General features: G+C 62.1%; 13 protein-coding genes and 1 tRNA gene. All 14 read right to left on the bottom strand.

Annotated elements, in window-relative coordinates; all coding sequences use genetic code 11:
- On the bottom strand, positions 1 to 101 hold a 101-nt coding region (locus tag LN450_RS12825; RefSeq protein ID WP_017174025.1), incomplete at its 3' end, for a GTP-binding protein.
- Between the two features lie 48 nt (positions 102 to 149).
- A complete protein-coding gene (fusA, locus tag LN450_RS12820; protein ID WP_008574200.1) occupies positions 150 to 2,267 on the bottom strand; it encodes an elongation factor G in 2,118 nt (705 codons plus the stop codon).
- Between the two features lie 137 nt (positions 2,268 to 2,404).
- Positions 2,405 to 2,872 (bottom strand): 30S ribosomal protein S7, encoded by a 468-nt coding sequence (gene rpsG / locus LN450_RS12815; protein ID WP_005917592.1) that lies wholly within the window; start codon positions 2,870 to 2,872, stop codon positions 2,405 to 2,407.
- A 12-nt stretch (positions 2,873 to 2,884) separates the two neighbouring features.
- Positions 2,885 to 3,259: a 30S ribosomal protein S12 gene (gene rpsL, locus LN450_RS12810; protein ID WP_002811712.1), complete on the bottom strand. Its 375-nt coding sequence runs from the start codon at positions 3,257 to 3,259 to the stop codon at positions 2,885 to 2,887.
- A gap of 218 nt (positions 3,260 to 3,477) precedes the next feature.
- Entirely contained in the window at positions 3,478 to 7,692 is a 4,215-nt protein-coding gene (rpoC, locus tag LN450_RS12805; protein ID WP_011346539.1) for a DNA-directed RNA polymerase subunit beta', read from the bottom strand.
- Positions 7,693 to 7,792: 100 nt separating this feature from the next.
- Complete coding sequence (gene rpoB / locus LN450_RS12800; RefSeq protein ID WP_029818764.1) at positions 7,793 to 11,944, bottom strand: DNA-directed RNA polymerase subunit beta; 4,152 nt, start codon at positions 11,942 to 11,944, stop codon at positions 7,793 to 7,795.
- 291 nt (positions 11,945 to 12,235) lie between these two features.
- Positions 12,236 to 12,601, bottom strand: coding sequence for a 50S ribosomal protein L7/L12 (rplL, locus tag LN450_RS12795; protein WP_008574194.1), 366 nt, complete (start codon positions 12,599 to 12,601; stop codon positions 12,236 to 12,238).
- 54 nt (positions 12,602 to 12,655) lie between these two features.
- Positions 12,656 to 13,189: a 50S ribosomal protein L10 gene (rplJ, locus tag LN450_RS12790; protein ID WP_005930748.1), complete on the bottom strand. Its 534-nt coding sequence runs from the start codon at positions 13,187 to 13,189 to the stop codon at positions 12,656 to 12,658.
- Between the two features lie 542 nt (positions 13,190 to 13,731).
- Positions 13,732 to 14,430: a 50S ribosomal protein L1 gene (rplA, locus tag LN450_RS12785; RefSeq protein WP_003486747.1), complete on the bottom strand. Its 699-nt coding sequence runs from the start codon at positions 14,428 to 14,430 to the stop codon at positions 13,732 to 13,734.
- 3 nt (positions 14,431 to 14,433) lie between these two features.
- Complete coding sequence (gene rplK, locus LN450_RS12780) at positions 14,434 to 14,862, bottom strand: 50S ribosomal protein L11 (RefSeq protein ID WP_008574191.1); 429 nt, start codon at positions 14,860 to 14,862, stop codon at positions 14,434 to 14,436.
- 198 nt (positions 14,863 to 15,060) lie between these two features.
- Positions 15,061 to 15,618 carry a transcription termination/antitermination protein NusG gene (nusG, locus tag LN450_RS12775; RefSeq protein ID WP_011346537.1) on the bottom strand — a complete coding sequence of 186 codons (558 nt, stop codon included), beginning with the start codon at positions 15,616 to 15,618 and terminating at the stop codon, positions 15,061 to 15,063.
- A 13-nt stretch (positions 15,619 to 15,631) separates the two neighbouring features.
- Positions 15,632 to 16,039: a preprotein translocase subunit SecE gene (gene secE, locus LN450_RS12770; protein WP_005917581.1), complete on the bottom strand. Its 408-nt coding sequence runs from the start codon at positions 16,037 to 16,039 to the stop codon at positions 15,632 to 15,634.
- A 49-nt stretch (positions 16,040 to 16,088) separates the two neighbouring features.
- A tRNA-Trp gene (locus LN450_RS12765) sits at positions 16,089 to 16,164 on the bottom strand.
- Positions 16,165 to 16,270: 106 nt separating this feature from the next.
- A partial coding sequence (locus LN450_RS12760; protein WP_039438698.1) for an EF-Tu C-terminal domain-related protein occupies positions 16,271 to 16,633 on the bottom strand: 363 nt, incomplete at its 5' end.

The following is a 16,633-nucleotide window of genomic DNA, read 5'->3' as shown; positions in this document are numbered from 1 at the left end:
TTGGTCAGCGCAGCGGTCAACGTGGTCTTGCCATGGTCAACGTGACCGATGGTGCCGACGTTCACGTGCGGCTTGGTGCGCTCGAATTTAGCTTTTGCCATGACTAACTACCTCTAATTGAAAAATTTGTGAGAAGCGGCTGAGCGAACTCAGCCCTTCTTGGTGACGGCGTCGGCGATGTTGGCCGGTGCCTCTTCGTAGTGGTCGAACTCCATCGAGAACGTCGCACGGCCCTGGCTCATCGAGCGCAGCGAAGTGGCGTAACCGAACATTTCACCCAACGGGATCATCGCGTTGATGATCTTGCCCGACGGGCTGTCGTCCTGACCCTGCAACACGCCACGACGGCGGCTCACGTCGCCCATCACGTCACCCAGGTAATCCTCCGGGCTGACGATTTCGACCTTCATGATCGGCTCCAGCAACACCGGGCTGGCTTTCGCGAAGCCCTGCTTGAACGCCATCGATGCAGCCAGCTTGAACGCCATTTCCGAGGAGTCGACGTCATGGTACGAGCCGAACACCAGCTTGACCTTCACGCCCACCACCGGGAAGCCGGCGATCGGACCACTGGTGATCGTTTCGCGCAGACCCTTTTCGACCGAGGGGATGAATTCCTTCGGAATGATGCCGCCGGTGATGTCGTTGATGAAGAGGAAATCGTCCTTGACGTTCTCGCTCTTGCGCTCTTCCTCGGTCATCGGCGACAGCTCGATCACGACGTGACCGTACTGACCCTTACCACCGGACTGCTTGGCGTGCTTATAGTCAGACTTGACGTCGGACTTGCGGATCGTTTCGCGGTAGGCCACCTGCGGCTTGCCGACGTTCGCCTCGACATTGAACTCGCGACGCATGCGGTCGACGATGATGTCCAGGTGCAACTCGCCCATGCCCGAGATGATGGTCTGGCCGGATTCTTCGTCGGTCTTGACGCGGAACGAGGGATCTTCCTGCGCCAGACGGCCCAGGGCCATGCCCATCTTTTCCTGGTCCGACTTGGTCTTCGGCTCCACCGCCATCGAGATCACCGGCTCCGGGAACACCATGCGCTCCAGGGTGATGATCTTGTCCTGCGCACACAGCGTGTCGCCGGTGGTGACATCCTTCAGACCCACGGCAGCGGCGATGTCGCCCGCACGCACTTCCTTGATCTCTTCGCGATTGTTGGAGTGCATCTGCAGGATGCGGCCCACGCGCTCCTTCTTCGACTTGACCGGGTTGTAGACCTGGTCGCCGGAGTTCAGCGTGCCCGAATAGACACGGAAGAACGTCAGCGAGCCCACGAACGGGTCGGTCATGATCTTGAACGCCAACGCCGAGAACGGCGCGGTATCGGTGGCAGCGCGCGTGTCTTCCTTCTCGTCTTCGTCGATACCCTGCACCGGCGGACGGTCAGCCGGCGACGGCAGCAGGTGCACGACGCCGTCGAGCATGGCCTGCACGCCCTTGTTCTTGAACGCCGAGCCGCAGAACACCGGCACGATCTCCACCTTCAAGGTGCGCTCGCGCAGACCCGACAGGATCTCCTGTTCGCTCAGGTCGCCCTCGTTGAGGTACTTGTCCATGAGGTCTTCGCTGGCTTCTGCAGCCGCTTCGACCATGAACGAGCGTGCCTCGGTCGCGACATCGACCAGGTCGGCCGGAATATCGCGGTATTCGAAGGTGGTGCCCTGCGATGCGGTATCCCAATGGATCGCCTTCATCTTCAGCAGGTCGACCACGCCCTCAAAGCCGTCTTCGGCGCCGATCGGCACCTGCATCGGCACGGCGTACGCACCCAGACGGGCCTTCAGCTGCTCAACGACCTTGTCGAAGTTGGCACCGGTACGGTCCATCTTGTTGACGAAGGCCATGCGCGGCACGGAATACTTGTTGGCCTGGCGCCACACGGTCTCGGACTGCGGCTGCACGCCACCGACGGCGCACAGCACGAACACCGCACCGTCGAGCACGCGCAAGGAGCGCTCCACTTCGATGGTGAAGTCAACGTGCCCGGGGGTGTCGATGATGTTGAAGCGGTGCTGCGGCATGGACTTGTCCATACCCGACCAGAACGCGGTGGTCGCAGCGGAGGTGATGGTGATACCACGCTCCTGCTCCTGCTCCATCCAGTCCATCACTGCAGCGCCGTCATGGACTTCGCCGATCTTGTGACTCACACCGGTGTAGAACAGGATGCGTTCGGAAGTGGTGGTCTTGCCGGCATCGATGTGGGCCATGATGCCGAAGTTGCGGTAACGCTCGATAGGGGTGGTGCGGGCCACGGGGAGCCTCTCAATTTCTTGGATTTCGGATGGCCGAACGCCGCCTTTCGGCGGCCTTCGGATTGGATGCGACGCAACAAGCGTCGCAAACAGCACTCATATGGTGCTGAAGGGCCCCGTTACCAAGGCCCCCGAGGTCACCAGCGGTAATGTGCGAACGCCTTGTTCGCCTCCGCCATACGGTGGGTCTCTTCGCGCTTCTTGATCGCGCCGCCGCGGCTTTCCGAGGCGTCCAACAGTTCTGCAGCCAGCTTACGCGGCATGGTGTTCTCGCCACGCTTGCGCGCGGAATCGATCAACCAGCGCATTGCCAGCGCCATGCGACGGGAGGAACGCACTTCGACGGGCACCTGATAGGTAGCACCACCGACGCGACGCGATTTAACTTCGACAGCCGGGGCCACGTTGTCCAGTGCCTTCTGCACCAGTTCGATGGCATTCGGATTCTTTTCGCCAATGACGTCCATTGCGCCATAGACAATTTTCTCAGCAACCGACTTCTTGCCACTCTGCATCACCATATTGATGAAGCGGGCAATGGTTTCGCTGCCATGCTTTGGATCTGGCAGGACGGTGCGCTGCGGAGTAGAACCTTTACGGGACATTTGAGTATTTCCTTAGCTCTTCGGGCGCTTGGCGCCGTACTTGGAACGGCCTTGACGACGCTTGGCGACGCCGGCGGCGTCCAGCGAACCACGGACGGTGTGATAACGCACACCGGGAAGATCCTTGACGCGGCCACCGCGAATCAGGACAACGGAGTGCTCCTGCAGGTTGTGGCCTTCACCACCGATGTAGCTGATGACCTCTTCCTGGTTGGTCAGGCGCACCTTGGCGACTTTACGCAGGGCCGAGTTCGGCTTCTTCGGGGTAGTGGTGTAGACGCGTGTGCAGACGCCACGGCGCTGCGGACACTTGTCCAGTGCCGGAGAGGCACTCTTGTAGGTGGTCGCTTGCCGAGGCTTGCGGACCAGCTGATTGATCGTCGTCATCAGTTGATTCTTCTGATTGATAGGCCGAGACGGCCTGCACGAAAACAAAGGCAGGCCGAGACCGGCCCACCGAGACAGAGAAGTATAGCTGGCAGGATGAAACTCCGTCAACTTCACGGAATCTGAACCTGCTGGCCCATCCAAGGCCGGAAAACGGAGGGCCTCCTGCCCTCCTTTTCGCCTGGCTTACGGCGGTCTTACGACCGCCGTCGGAGCGCTTACTCCTCGTCCGCGCCAGCGTCGGCCACTGCAGCGACCGGTTCGGCGGCTGCCGGCTTGCCCGACAGCGTTTCCATTTCCGAGTCGGTCAGACCCGAGGCCTTGCGACGTCCGGCGTGATACGCCAGACCCGTACCGGCCGGGATCAGGCGACCCACGATCACGTTTTCCTTCAGACCGCGCAGGTTGTCGCGGGTACCGCGGACGGCCGCCTCGGTCAGCACGCGGGTGGTTTCCTGGAACGATGCCGCCGAGATGAACGACTCGGTGGCCAGCGACGCCTTGGTGATACCCAGCAACACCGGATCGTACTTGGCCGGCAGTTCGTTGCGCTTGACCAGGCGGGCATTTTCCTCGATGACGCGCTGGCGCTCGACCTGCTCGCCGTTGAGGAACTTGCTGTTGCCCTGGTCAACGATCTCGACCTTACGCAACATCTGGCGCGTGATCACCTCGATGTGCTTGTCGTTGATCTTCACGCCCTGCAGGCGGTACACGTCCTGGATTTCCTTGACCAGGTATGCGGCCAGCGGTTCGACACCCAGCAGGCGCAGGATGTCTTGCGGACTCGGCTCGCCGTCCACCACGGTCTCGCCCTTGGTCACGTGTTCGCCTTCGAACACGATGATCTGGCGGTACTTGGGAATCAGCTCTTCGTGTTCCGAACCATCGGTGTCCTTGATGATCAGGCGCTGCTTGCCCTTGGTGTCCTTACCGAAGCTGATGATGCCCGAGCGTTCGGCCAGGATCGCCGGATCCTTCGGCTTGCGTGCTTCGAACAAGTCCGCAACGCGCGGCAGACCACCGGTGATGTCGCGGGTCTTGGACGCTTCCTGCGGGATCTTGGCCACCACGTCGCCCACGCCGACGGCAGCGCCGTCCTGCAGGTTGACGATGGAGCGCGGCGGCAGCAGGTACTGGGCCGGCAGATCCGTGTTCGGAATCGTCAGGTCGTTACCCTTGGCATCGACGATGCGCACGATCGGGCGCAGTTCCTTGGCCTGTGCACCGCGACGCTTCGGGTCGGTGATTTCACGCGACGCCAAACCGGTCAGCTCGTCGGTCTTCTCGATCACGGTGACGCCGTCGACGAAGTCGATGAAGCGGATGAAACCGGCCACTTCCGACACGATCGGGTGGTTATGCGGATCCCAGTTGGCAACGCTCTGCCCGGCCTTGACCGCATCGCCGTCTTTGGCGGTGATGGTCGCGCCGTACGGCAGCTTGTAACGCTCGCGTTCGCGGCCATGGCCATCGAGCACGGACAGTTCGCCAGAACGCGAGACCGCAACCAGCGAACCGCTGGCATGCGCCACCGACTTGAGGTTGTTGAACTTCACCGAACCGGTGGTCTTGACGGTGATGTTGTCCACCGCAGCCGCACGCGATGCCGCACCACCGATGTGGAACGTACGCATGGTCAGCTGGGTACCCGGCTCGCCGATCGACTGCGCGGCGATGACGCCGACCGCTTCGCCGATGTTGACCTGGTGACCACGTGCGAGGTCGCGGCCGTAGCAGCGTGCGCACACGCCGAACGAGGATTCGCAGCTGATGGTCGAACGCACCTTCACCGACTGCACGCTGGCGTCTTCGAGCTTGGCCACCCAGGCTTCGTCGAGCAGCGTGTTGCGGGTGACGATCGGCTCTTCGTCGTTGCCCGGCAGGTACACGTCCTCGGCCACCACGCGGCCCAGCACGCGCTCGCGCAACGGCTCCACCACGTCGCCGCCTTCCACGATCGGGGTCATGATCAACCCTTCGGTGGTGCCGCAATCGATTTCGGTGATCACCACGTCCTGCGCCACGTCGACCAGGCGGCGGGTCAGGTAACCGGAGTTCGCCGTCTTCAGCGCGGTATCGGCCAGACCCTTACGGGCACCGTGGGTGGAGTTGAAGTACTCCTGCACGTTCAGACCTTCGCGGAAGTTCGCCTTGATGGGCGTCTCGATGATCGAGCCGTCCGGACGCGCCATCAGGCCGCGCATGCCGGCCAGCTGACGGATCTGCGCCTGGCTACCACGGGCACCGGAGTCGGCCATGATGTACAGCGAGTTCATCGACTTCTGGTCGATGGTCTCGCCCTTGGCGTTCTCGACCTTTTCGGTACCGATGGTGTCCATCATCGCCTTGGCGATGCGCTCGCTGGTACGCGACCAGATGTCCACGACCTTGTTGTAGCGCTCGCCGGCGGTGACCAGGCCCGACTGGTACTGCTCCTGGATTTCCAGCACTTCGGCTTCGGCCTCGGTGAGGATGCCCTTCTTCTCGTCGGGGATCAGCATGTCGTCGATACCGATCGACACGCCGGCGCGGGTTGCGTAGGCGTAGCCGGTGTACATCAGCTTGTCGGCGAACACGACGGTGTCCTTCAAGCCCAGCAGACGGTAGCTGGAGTTGATCAGACGCGAGATGTTCTTCTTGGTCATCTCGGTGTTGGCCAGCTGGAACGGTAGGCCTTCAGGCAGGATTTCGCTCAGCAGCGCACGGCCGACCGTGGTGTCCACGATCGAGGTACCGCTGCTGCGCTTGCCGCCGGCTTCCACATCCACCTGGGTGATGCGCACCTTGACCTTGGCGTGCAGTTCGACCACGCGGTTGTCGTAGGCGCGCTTCACTTCGCTGGTGTTGGCGAACACCATGCCCTCGCCCTTCTTGTTCTCCAGGGCGCGGCTCATGTAGTACAGGCCCAACACCACGTCCTGCGACGGCACGATGATCGGCTCGCCGTTGGCCGGCGACAGGATGTTGTTGGTGGACATCATCAACGCACGCGCTTCCAGCTGGGCTTCCAGCGAGAGCGGCACGTGGACGGCCATCTGGTCACCGTCGAAGTCGGCGTTGAAGGCAGTACACACCAGCGGATGCAGCTGGATGGCCTTGCCTTCGATCAACACCGGTTCGAACGCCTGGATGCCCAGACGGTGCAGGGTCGGCGCACGGTTCAGCAGCACCGGATGCTCGCGAATCACTTCTTCCAGGATGTCCCAGACTTCGGCTTCTTCGCGCTCGACCAGCTTCTTGGCGGCCTTGATGGTGGTGGCCAGGCCACGACGCTGCAGCTTGGCGAACACGAACGGCTTGAACAGCTCGAGCGCCATTTTCTTCGGCAGACCGCACTGATGCAGCTTGAGGTACGGACCGACGGTGATGACCGAACGACCGGAATAGTCCACGCGCTTGCCGAGCAGGTTCTGACGGAACCGGCCCTGCTTGCCCTTGATCATGTCGGCCAGCGACTTCAGCGGACGCTTGTTGGTACCGGTGATGGCACGACCACGGCGGCCGTTGTCCAGCAGCGCATCGACCGATTCCTGCAACATGCGCTTCTCGTTGCGCACGATGATGTCCGGCGCATTGAGCTCCAGCAGGCGACGCAGACGGTTGTTGCGGTTGATCACGCGGCGGTACAGATCGTTCAGATCCGAGGTCGCGAAGCGGCCGCCATCTAGCGGCACCAGCGGACGCAGGTCCGGCGGCAGCACCGGCAACACGGTCATGACCATCCACTCCGGACGGTTGCCCGATTCCAGGAAGGCCTCGATCAGCTTGATGCGCTTGGTCAGACGCTTGAGCTTGGTTTCCGAACCGGTGCTGGCGATTTCTTCGCGCAGGCGGGTCATTTCCGACTGCAGGTCGATCGTGCGCAGCAGCTCGTACACCGCCTCGGCGCCCATGGCGGCGTCGAAGTCGTCGTTGTACTCCTGGCGTGCGGTCAGGTACTGCTCTTCGGTCAGCAGCTGGCGGCGCTCGAGCGGGGTCAGGCCCGGCTCGGTGACGACATAGGCTTCGAAGTACAGCACGCGCTCGATGTCACGCAGGGTCATGTCCAGCATCAGGCCGATGCGCGACGGCAGCGACTTGAGGAACCAGATGTGTGCGACCGGCGAGGCCAGGTCGATGTGACCCATGCGCTCGCGGCGTACCTTGGCCAGCGTGACTTCGGTGCCGCACTTTTCGCAGACCACGCCACGGTGCTTCATGCGCTTGTACTTGCCGCACAGGCACTCGTAGTCCTTGATCGGTCCAAAGATGGCGGCGCAGAACAGGCCGTCACGCTCGGGCTTGAAGGTCCGGTAGTTGATGGTTTCGGGCTTCTTCACTTCGCCGTAGGACCACGAACGGATCAGGTCCGGCGACGCCAGCGCGATCTTGATCGCGTCGAAATCCAGCGTCTGGCGCTGCTGATTGAAGAGGTTGAGCAGGTCTTTCATTTGATATCTCCGGGTCGGAGGAATTTCGTATCTGAGATGAAACCGAGGGCGTTACGTTCCGGATCCCGGCAGCGCATTGCGGCGCCGGGACCCGTCTCGATCACTCTTCCAGTTCCATGTTGATCGCCAGCGAGCGGATTTCCTTCACCAACACGTTGAAGGATTCCGGCATGCCCGCGACCATCTCGTGCTCACCATCGACGATGTTCTTGTACATCTGGTTGCGGCCCTGCACGTCGTCGGACTTCACCGTCAGCATTTCCTGCAGGGTGTATGCCGCGCCGTAGGCTTCCAGCGCCCAGACTTCCATCTCACCGAAGCGCTGACCACCGAACTGCGCCTTGCCGCCCAGCGGCTGCTGGGTCACGAGCGAGTACGGGCCAGTCGAGCGCGCATGCATCTTGTCGTCGACCAAGTGGTTCAACTTCAGGTAGTGCATGTAGCCGACCGTGGTCTTGCGATCGAACGCTTCGCCAGTGCGACCGTCGTACAGCTGGGTCTGTCCGCTCTGCGGCAGGTCGGCCAGTTCCAGCATGCGCTTGATTTCCGCTTCGCTGGCGCCGTCGAACACCGGGGTCGCCATCGGCACGCCGTCGATCAGGTTCTTGCCCAGGTTGAGCAATTCCTCATCGCTGAACTGCGACAGGTCCACGCGCTGTGCATTGATCGCGTTGTCGTGGTTGTAGATGTCGTTGAGGAACTTGCGCAGCTCGCTGACGGCGGCCTGGGCTTCCAGCATGCGCTGGATCTTGCGACCCAGGCCCTTGGCGGCCCAACCCAGATGCACTTCCAGAATCTGGCCGATGTTCATACGCGACGGCACGCCGAGCGGGTTCAACACGATGTCGACCGACTCGCCGGTGGCCATGTACGGCATGTCTTCCACGGGCACCACGTTGGAGACCACACCCTTGTTGCCGTGGCGGCCTGCCATCTTGTCGCCCGGCTGGATACGGCGCTTCACGGCCAGGAACACCTTGACCATCTTCAGCACGCCCGGTGCGAGGTCGTCGCCCTGAGTGATCTTGCCGCGCTTGTCGGCAAAACGTGCTTCGAATTCCTTCTCGTGCGCCTGGATCTGCTTCTGCGCACGCTCGATGGCGTCGGCAGCGTCTTCGTCCTTCATGCGCAGCTGGAACCAATCGGACTTCTTCAGCCCGTCCAGGTACGCGTCGGTGACGGTGTCGCCCTTCTTCAGGTTGGCGCCGCCGTTGGCGACCTTACCCACGATCTGCGAGCGCAGACGTGCGTAGATGGCCGCTTCCAGGATGCGGAACTGGTCGTCGAAGTCCTTCTTGACCCGCTTGATCTCGTTTTCCTCGATCTGGCGGGCGCGCTTGTCCTTCTCGATGCCGTCGCGGGTGAAGACCTGCACGTCGATGACGGTGCCGTCCATGCCCGGGGGCACGCGCAGCGAGCTGTCCTTCACGTCGGACGCCTTTTCGCCGAAGATCGCACGCAGCAGCTTTTCTTCCGGGGTCAGCTGGCTCTCGCCCTTCGGCGTGACCTTGCCGACCATGATGTCGCCGGCGCGCACTTCCGCACCGATGTACACCACGCCGCTTTCGTCCAGACGGTTCAAGGCCTGCTCGGACACGTTCGGGATGTCGGCGGAAATTTCCTCCGGCCCCAGCTTGGTGTCGCGCGCAACGCAGGTCAGTTCCTCGATGTGGATCGTGGTGTAACGATCCTCTTCCACCACGCGCTCGGAGAGCAGGATGGAGTCTTCGAAGTTGTAGCCGTTCCAAGGCATGAAGGCGATCAGCATGTTCTGGCCCAGCGCCAGTTCACCGATGTCGGTGGACGGGCCGTCGGCCAGCACGTCGCCGCGCGCGATCACGTCGCCCACATTCACCAGCGGGCGCTGGTTGATGCAGGTGTTCTGATTGGAGCGAGTGTACTTGATCAGGTTGTAGATATCCACGCCGGCATCGGTGCCGCCGCCGATTTCTGCCTCGTTGACCTTGACCACGATGCGGGCTGCGTCGATCTGCTCGATCACGCCACCACGCAGCGCATTGACGGTCACACCCGAGTCGCGCGCAACCGCACGCTCGATGCCGGTACCGACCAGCGGCTTCTGCGAACGCAGCGTCGGCACGGCCTGGCGCTGCATGTTGGCGCCCATCAGTGCGCGGTTGGCGTCGTCGTGCTCCAGGAACGGCACCAGCGCCGCTGCGACCGACACGGTCTGCATCGGCGAGACGTCCATGAAATGCACTTCGGACGGCGGCTTCAACAGCGATTCGCCCTGGAACCGGCACGGCACGAACTGCTCGGTGAGCATGTTCTTGGCATCGGTCAGCGCGTTCGCCTGAGCGATCACGTACTCGTTTTCTTCGATCGCCGACAGGTATTCGACGTCGTCGGAGACCTTGCCGTCCAGCACCTTACGGTACGGCGTCTCGAGGAAGCCGTACTGGTTGGTGCGGGCGAACACGGCCAGCGAGTTGATCAGGCCGATGTTCGGGCCTTCCGGCGTTTCGATGGTGCAGACGCGGCCGTAATGGGTCGGGTGCACGTCGCGCACTTCGAAACCGGCGCGTTCGCGGGTCAGGCCGCCCGGACCCAGCGCGGAGACGCGACGCTTGTGCGTCACTTCCGACAGCGGATTGTTCTGGTCCATGAACTGCGACAGCTGCGAGGAGCCGAAGAATTCCTTGATCGCAGCAGCCACCGGCTTGGCATTGATCAGTTCCTGGGGGGTCAGGCCTTCGGACTCGGCCATCGACAGGCGTTCCTTGACCGCGCGCTCGACGCGGACCAGGCCCACGCGGAACACGTTCTCGGCCATTTCGCCGACCGAACGCACGCGACGGTTGCCCAGGTGATCGATGTCATCGACCACGCCGCGACCGTTGCGGATTTCGGTGAGCACCTTGATCACTTCCAGGATGTCGGAGGTGTCGGCGTGCTCGGCGACCAGGCGCTTGGATTCTTCGTCGTTACGCTCGGCAAAATACTTCTTGTCGTACAGCACCGACTCGCCCAGCACGTCCTTGCGGCCGACGCGACGGTTGAACTTCATGCGGCCGACCGTGGACAGGTCGTAGCGCTCGAAGGTGAAGAACAGGTTGTGGAACAGGTTCTGCGCCGCTTCCTTGGTCGGCGGCTCGCCCGGACGCATCATGCGGTAGATTTCGACCAGCGCTTCCAGCTGCGTCTTGGTCGGGTCGATGCGCAAGGTGTTGGACAGGTACGGACCACGATCCAGATCGTTCACCCACAGGGTGCCGACCGCGTCGACGCCGGCCTTGCGGAAGGCAGCCAGCTGGTCTTCGTTGATCTCGTCGTTGGCATTGGCCAGCAGTTCGCCGGTGGAGCCATCGACCACGTCGTGCGACAGGATGCGACCGACCAGGTAGTCGTCCGGCACGGCCAGCGCGGCAACGCCGGCAGCTTCCAGTTGCTTGACGTGGCGCGCAGTGATGCGCTTGCCCGCTTCCACGATGACCTTGTCGCCGTCGGCCAGGTCGAAGTTCAGCGTTTCACCACGCAGGCGCTCCGGCACCAGCTCCAGCTGGACGCCCTCGTCCGGGTTGATGTGGAAGGTGTTGATCTCGAAGAACTCGGCCAGCATTTCTTCGTTGCTGTAGCCAAGCGCACGCAGCAGGATCGACACCGGCAGCTTGCGGCGACGGTCGATACGGGTGAACAGCGCATCCTTCGGGTCGAACTCGAAGTCCAACCACGAGCCACGGTAAGGAATGATGCGGGCGCTGTACAGCAGCTTGCCCGAGCTGTGGGTCTTGCCACGATCGTGGTCGAAGAACACGCCCGGCGAGCGATGCAGCTGCGAAACGATCACGCGCTCGGTGCCGTTGACGATGAAGGTACCGTTGCCGGTCATCAGCGGAATTTCGCCGAGATAGACCTCCTGCTCCTTCACGTACTTGATCGCCTTGGTCGACGACTCGCGGTCGTAGATCACCAGGCGCACGGTCACGCGCAGCGGCGCGCCATAGCTCATGCCGCGCTGACGGCATTCACGCTCGTCAAACACCGGCTGACCCAACTTGTAACCGACATACTCCAGCGCAGCGTTGCCGCTGTAGCTGGAAATCGGGAACACCGACTTCAATGCCGCGTGCAGACCGAGGTCCTTACGCTTGTTCGGCTCCACGTCTTCCTGCAGGAATTCGCGATAGGAATCCACCTGGATGGCAAGCAGGAACGGCACTTCGAGGATCGAGCGCTGCTTACCGAAGTCCTTGCGGATACGCTTTTTTTCGGTGAACGAATAAGACGTCATGAGGTCTTCACCCTAGGCTGCGGGGGCCACATCGCGGCGGCCCTGAAATAACAAAATTGTCAGTTGGAAGTCGCTGGTATTGCCGGCACCAGCACGCCTTCTCCCGCTACTTCCAACTACCAACTCGGTGAGGCCGGGATCGGGAATCGAGAAATGGGAATCGGATGATCGCGCGATGCTGCACTGCGATTGTCCAATCCCGATTCCCCTCCGAAACGGCCAAAGGCCGGGAGCTTTACGCTCCCAGCCTTCAGTGCATCACCATGAAACGCTGGCGATGCAAGGTGCTGCTTACTTGATTTCGACAGTCGCGCCAGCTTCGGTCAGTTCCTTCTTGATCTTCTCGGCTTCGTCCTTCGAAGCGCCTTCCTTCAGCATGCCACCGGCTTCGGTCAGATCCTTGGCTTCCTTCAGACCCAGGCCGGTCACGGCGCGCACGGCCTTAATGACGCCAACCTTGTTGGCGCCACAGTTGGTCAGCACCACGTTGAACTCGGTCTGCTCTTCAACCACGGCGGCCGGGCCAGCTGCAGCAGCAGCGACCGGGGCAGCGGCGGAGACGCCGAACTTTTCTTCGATGGCCTTGACCAGCTCCATCACTTCCATCAGGGACTTCTCGGCGATGGCGTCGACGATCTGTTCGTTGGTAAGGGACATTGTGATTACCTTTAAATGATTTTCTGGATTGGGGTTCTAGCGAACGCTAGGACATCAAGCTTCGGCAGTCTCGGCAACCGGCGCGGCGGCTTCGTCGCCACCACCCTGCTTGTCGCCAACGGCCTTGACGGCACGGGCGAACATGGCAGCCGGTTCGGACAGCACGCGGGCCAGCATGGCCAGGGCCTGGTCACGGGTCGGCAGCGAGGCCAACACGTCGACGTGACCCGCCGGGAACAGTTCCCCGCCGATGGACACGACCTTGGCCTGCAGCTTGTCGTTGCTCTTGGCAAATTCCTTGATCAGGCGACCGGCTGCGCCGGGCTCCTCCATCGAAAACGCATACAGCAAAGGACCGACCAGCTTGTCAGCAGCGACAGCGAAATCAGTACCTTCAACGGCGCGCGCGGCCAGGGTGTTCTTGACAACTTTCAAGAACACGCCGGTTTCGCGGGCCTGCTTACGCATCGCGGTCATCTGGGAGACCGTGGTGCCAGCGTATTCGGCGGCGATCAGGGAGTGGGCCTTGGCGGCGATGTCTGCCAGCTCGGCGACTACTTCTTGCTTCTGGGACAGATTGAGAGCCATTGCACTCCTCCGTTAAAGCCGGGATTCGGGATTGGTACTTTGGGATCCGTCACAGCGATCACGCCGTTGCCAGATCCCACATGCCGAATCGTCATCCCCGCTTCAAACTACTCCGCTCGCGGCTCCTGCCGGTTGCGGTCCAGGGCAGCCTCCTTCCTGGAAGCCGGGAACATCGACCGATGTTCCTTTGGTGGCCGTTCTAGACCTGGAGTGGACTCGATCCGGGATGTCCCAGACGCGCGTAAACCAGAAAGCTCCAGAAGGGCGACACCATCTACGCCGGCCGGTTCGACACGAACCAATTAAGCGATCCCGCTGCATCGACGGCGACTCCTTGCCAGTGCGAGCATCCGTGCCCGTCGTCGATCTGCGCTGACCGCGCCTGCGGTCTTTGACGGCTACCGCCGGACGTGCCGGCGATCGCCTTCAAAATGTCCGTTACCCCAAAGGAGGGAACGGACTCCCAGCACACGGTGACCCGGGCCGGAAAAACAATGCTGTACTGCCAAATACGTCAGGCGCATGACGCCGGACGCATTCGCTTACTTCAACGACAGGCTCGACTGATCCACCGTCACGCCCGGACCCATGGTCGAGCTGACCGACACCTTCTGCAGGTAGGTACCCTTGGAGGTGGCCGGCTTGGCCTTGACCAGATCGAGCAACAGCGCCTGCAGGTTCGACTTCAGCGCTTCGTCGTCGAAGCTGGCCTTGCCGATCGTGCAGTGGATGATGCCGGCCTTGTCAGTGCGGTAGCGCACCTGGCCCGACTTGGCATTCTTGACCGCTTCGCCCGGATTGGCCGACACGGTGCCGACCTTCGGGTTCGGCATCAAGCCGCGCGGACCCAGCAGGGTGCCCAGCTTACCGACGACGCGCATGGCGTCCGGGGTCGCGATGACCACGTCATAGTTCAGATCGCCGGCCTGCATCTTCTCGGCCAGGTCGTCCATGCCCACCGCCTCGGCGCCCGCAGCCAGGGCTTCGTCGGCCTTGGCGCCTGCCGGTGCGAACACTGCAACGCGCACGCTCTTGCCGGTACCGGCCGGCAGCACGGTGGAACCGCGCACCTGCTGGTCGGACTTCTTGGCGTCCACGCCCAGGCGCACGGCGACGTCGATCGACTCGACGAACTTGGCCTTGGTGGCAGTCTTCAGGATCTTGATTGCGTCTTCGAAGGCATAGGTCTTGCCCGGAACGACAGCGGCCGTGATGGCCTTAACGCGCTTGCTCTGTGCCATGTCTTAGCCCTCCACCGTCAAACCCATGCTGCGGGCAGAACCCGCAATCGTGCGCACCGCCGCTTCCAGCTCGGCTGCCGTCAAATCGGCTTCCTTGACCTTGGCGATTTCTTCCAGCTGCTTGCGCGTCACCTTGCCCACCTTGTCGGTGTTGGGACGCTTCGAGCCGGAGGTCACGCCTGCGGCCTTCTTGAGCAGCACGCTGGCCGGAGTGCTCTTGGTGACGAACGTGAAGGTACGGTCGGAATACGCGGTGATGATCACCGGCGTCGGCAGACCCGGCTCCAGCTTCGACGTCGCGGCGTTGAATGCCTTGCAGAATTCCATGATGTTCAGACCGCGCTGACCCAGTGCAGGGCCGACCGGCGGTGCAGGGTTGGCCTGACCGGCCTTGACCTGCAACTTGATGAAAGCAGTAATCTTCTTAGCCATTTCAATACTCTCCGGGTGCTAGCGCCTGACCTGCAGGCTCCCCATCGGACCGGGATTCACGTGTCCCGGCTTCACGTTGTTGACCACACACGCAGATGGCCGCCATGCGGCAGCCATTGGTTCCAGGCGGTTCGCCAGGACAGCGAGCCGCGCACTATAGCAGCATTTGGGGCGAGCGCCTAGCTGGCGCCCGCAGGGTCAGCCCTTCTCGACCTGACCGAATTCGAGCTCGACCGGCGTGGAGCGGCCGAAGATGAGCACGGCAACCCGCAGCCTGCTCTTTTCGTAATTGACTTCCTCGACAACGCCATTGAAGTCGTTGAACGGACCCTCGGTGACGCGCACCATCTGGCCCGGCTCGAACAACACCTTCGGACGCGGCTTTTCGACGCCATCCTGCACTCGCTGCAGGATCGCATCCGCTTCTTCGTCGCGAATCGGCAGAGGACGGTCGGCGGTACCGCCGATGAAACCCATCACCTTCGAAGTCTCCTTCACCAGGTGCCAGCTTTCGTTGTCGATGCGCGGAATACCGCCCTCTTCATGCGTTTCGATCTGCACCAGCACGTAGCCGGGGAAGAACTTGCGCTCGGACCGACGCTTCTGGCCGGCGCGCATTTCGATGACCTCTTCGGTCGGCACCAGCACGTCGCCGAAACGGTCTTCCATTTCGGCGCGCGCGATACGGTCACGCAATGCCTGCGCAACGGATTTTTCGAAGCCTGAATAGGCGTGAACGACATACCAACGCTTCACTGCTTGATTCTCCTCAACGAGCCAGGAACCACTGCGTGAGCTTCTGTATGACAAAGTCGAAGCCGCCCAACAGCAAACTCAGAATGATTACAACCACAATCACGACCCAGGTGGTGCGGATAGCTTCCTGGCGCGTCGGCCAGACAACCTTACGCAACTCGAACCTGGATTCGGACAGGAATTCGCGGGTCTCCCGGCCCTTGCCGGTACCCAAAAACACAAATGCGCCCGCCACCAACCCAACGATGACAGCCAACGCACGCAACTGCGGCGTCCACGCGCCCAGCTGGGTCGCGCGCTCGGGAGCGGAGAACCAGAACCACACAAAAAGCCCCGCAACCACCAGGGCAGCGGAGACAACGTACTTAACGACATCAGCGCTAGAGGACGCGCTCTTGGAAGGCTCGATTTTGCTATTCATCCGGCTCTAGTTACCGATCTGACCCGAATCGCTGGGCCGGAAAGAGGAGTGGCACGCCAGGAGGGACTCGAACCCCCAACCTGCGGTTTTGGAGACCGCTGCTCTGCCAATTGAGCTACTGGCGTATGTACTCGTTTACCGCAAACCCCAAGACAACGAAGGTGGACCGCGGTTCAGCCGGCCCGCCATTCGTTTGAATCCAGCCGCCCATAGGCAGCTGGATACAGGCACTTACTTGATGATCTTGGCAACCACGCCGGCGCCGACGGTACGACCGCCTTCACGGATGGCGAAGCGCAGACCTTCGTCCATCGCGACCGGGTTGATCAGGGTCACGACCATCTTCACGTTGTCGCCCGGCATCACCATCTCCACGCCTTCCGGCAGCTGGCAGGCGCCAGTGATGTCGGTGGTGCGGAAGTAGAACTGCGGACGGTAGCCCTTGAAGAACGGGGTATGACGGCCACCCTCGTCCTTGGACAGCACGTAGACTTCGGCTTCGAACTCGGTGTGCGGCTTGATCGAACCCGGCTTGCACAGCACCTGGCCGCGCTCGACGTCGTCACGCTTGGTGCCGCGCAGCAGCAGACCGGC

Source organism: Xanthomonas euvesicatoria pv. euvesicatoria (assembly GCF_020880415.1).
Lineage (GTDB): Bacteria > Pseudomonadota > Gammaproteobacteria > Xanthomonadales > Xanthomonadaceae > Xanthomonas > Xanthomonas euvesicatoria.
This window is presented reverse-complemented; position numbering and strand designations above follow the sequence as displayed.

What these genes read in the sequence shown, in the direction of transcription:
- rpsL (WP_002811712.1), bottom strand. Translation starts at nt 3,259, where the DNA reads ATGACGACGATCAATCAGCTGGTCCGCAAGCCTCGGCAAGCGACCACC.
- rpoC (WP_011346539.1), bottom strand. Translation starts at nt 7,692, where the DNA reads ATGAAAGACCTGCTCAACCTCTTCAATCAGCAGCGCCAGACGCTGGAT.
- rpoB (WP_029818764.1), bottom strand. Translation starts at nt 11,944, where the DNA reads ATGACGTCTTATTCGTTCACCGAAAAAAAGCGTATCCGCAAGGACTTC.
- rplL (WP_008574194.1), bottom strand. Translation starts at nt 12,601, where the DNA reads ATGTCCCTTACCAACGAACAGATCGTCGACGCCATCGCCGAGAAGTCC.
- rplK (WP_008574191.1), bottom strand. Translation starts at nt 14,862, where the DNA reads ATGGCTAAGAAGATTACTGCTTTCATCAAGTTGCAGGTCAAGGCCGGT.
- rplJ (WP_005930748.1), bottom strand. Translation starts at nt 13,189, where the DNA reads ATGGCTCTCAATCTGTCCCAGAAGCAAGAAGTAGTCGCCGAGCTGGCA.
- secE (WP_005917581.1), bottom strand. Translation starts at nt 16,039, where the DNA reads ATGAATAGCAAAATCGAGCCTTCCAAGAGCGCGTCCTCTAGCGCTGAT.
- rpsG (WP_005917592.1), bottom strand. Translation starts at nt 2,872, where the DNA reads ATGTCCCGTAAAGGTTCTACTCCGCAGCGCACCGTCCTGCCAGATCCA.
- rplA (WP_003486747.1), bottom strand. Translation starts at nt 14,430, where the DNA reads ATGGCACAGAGCAAGCGCGTTAAGGCCATCACGGCCGCTGTCGTTCCG.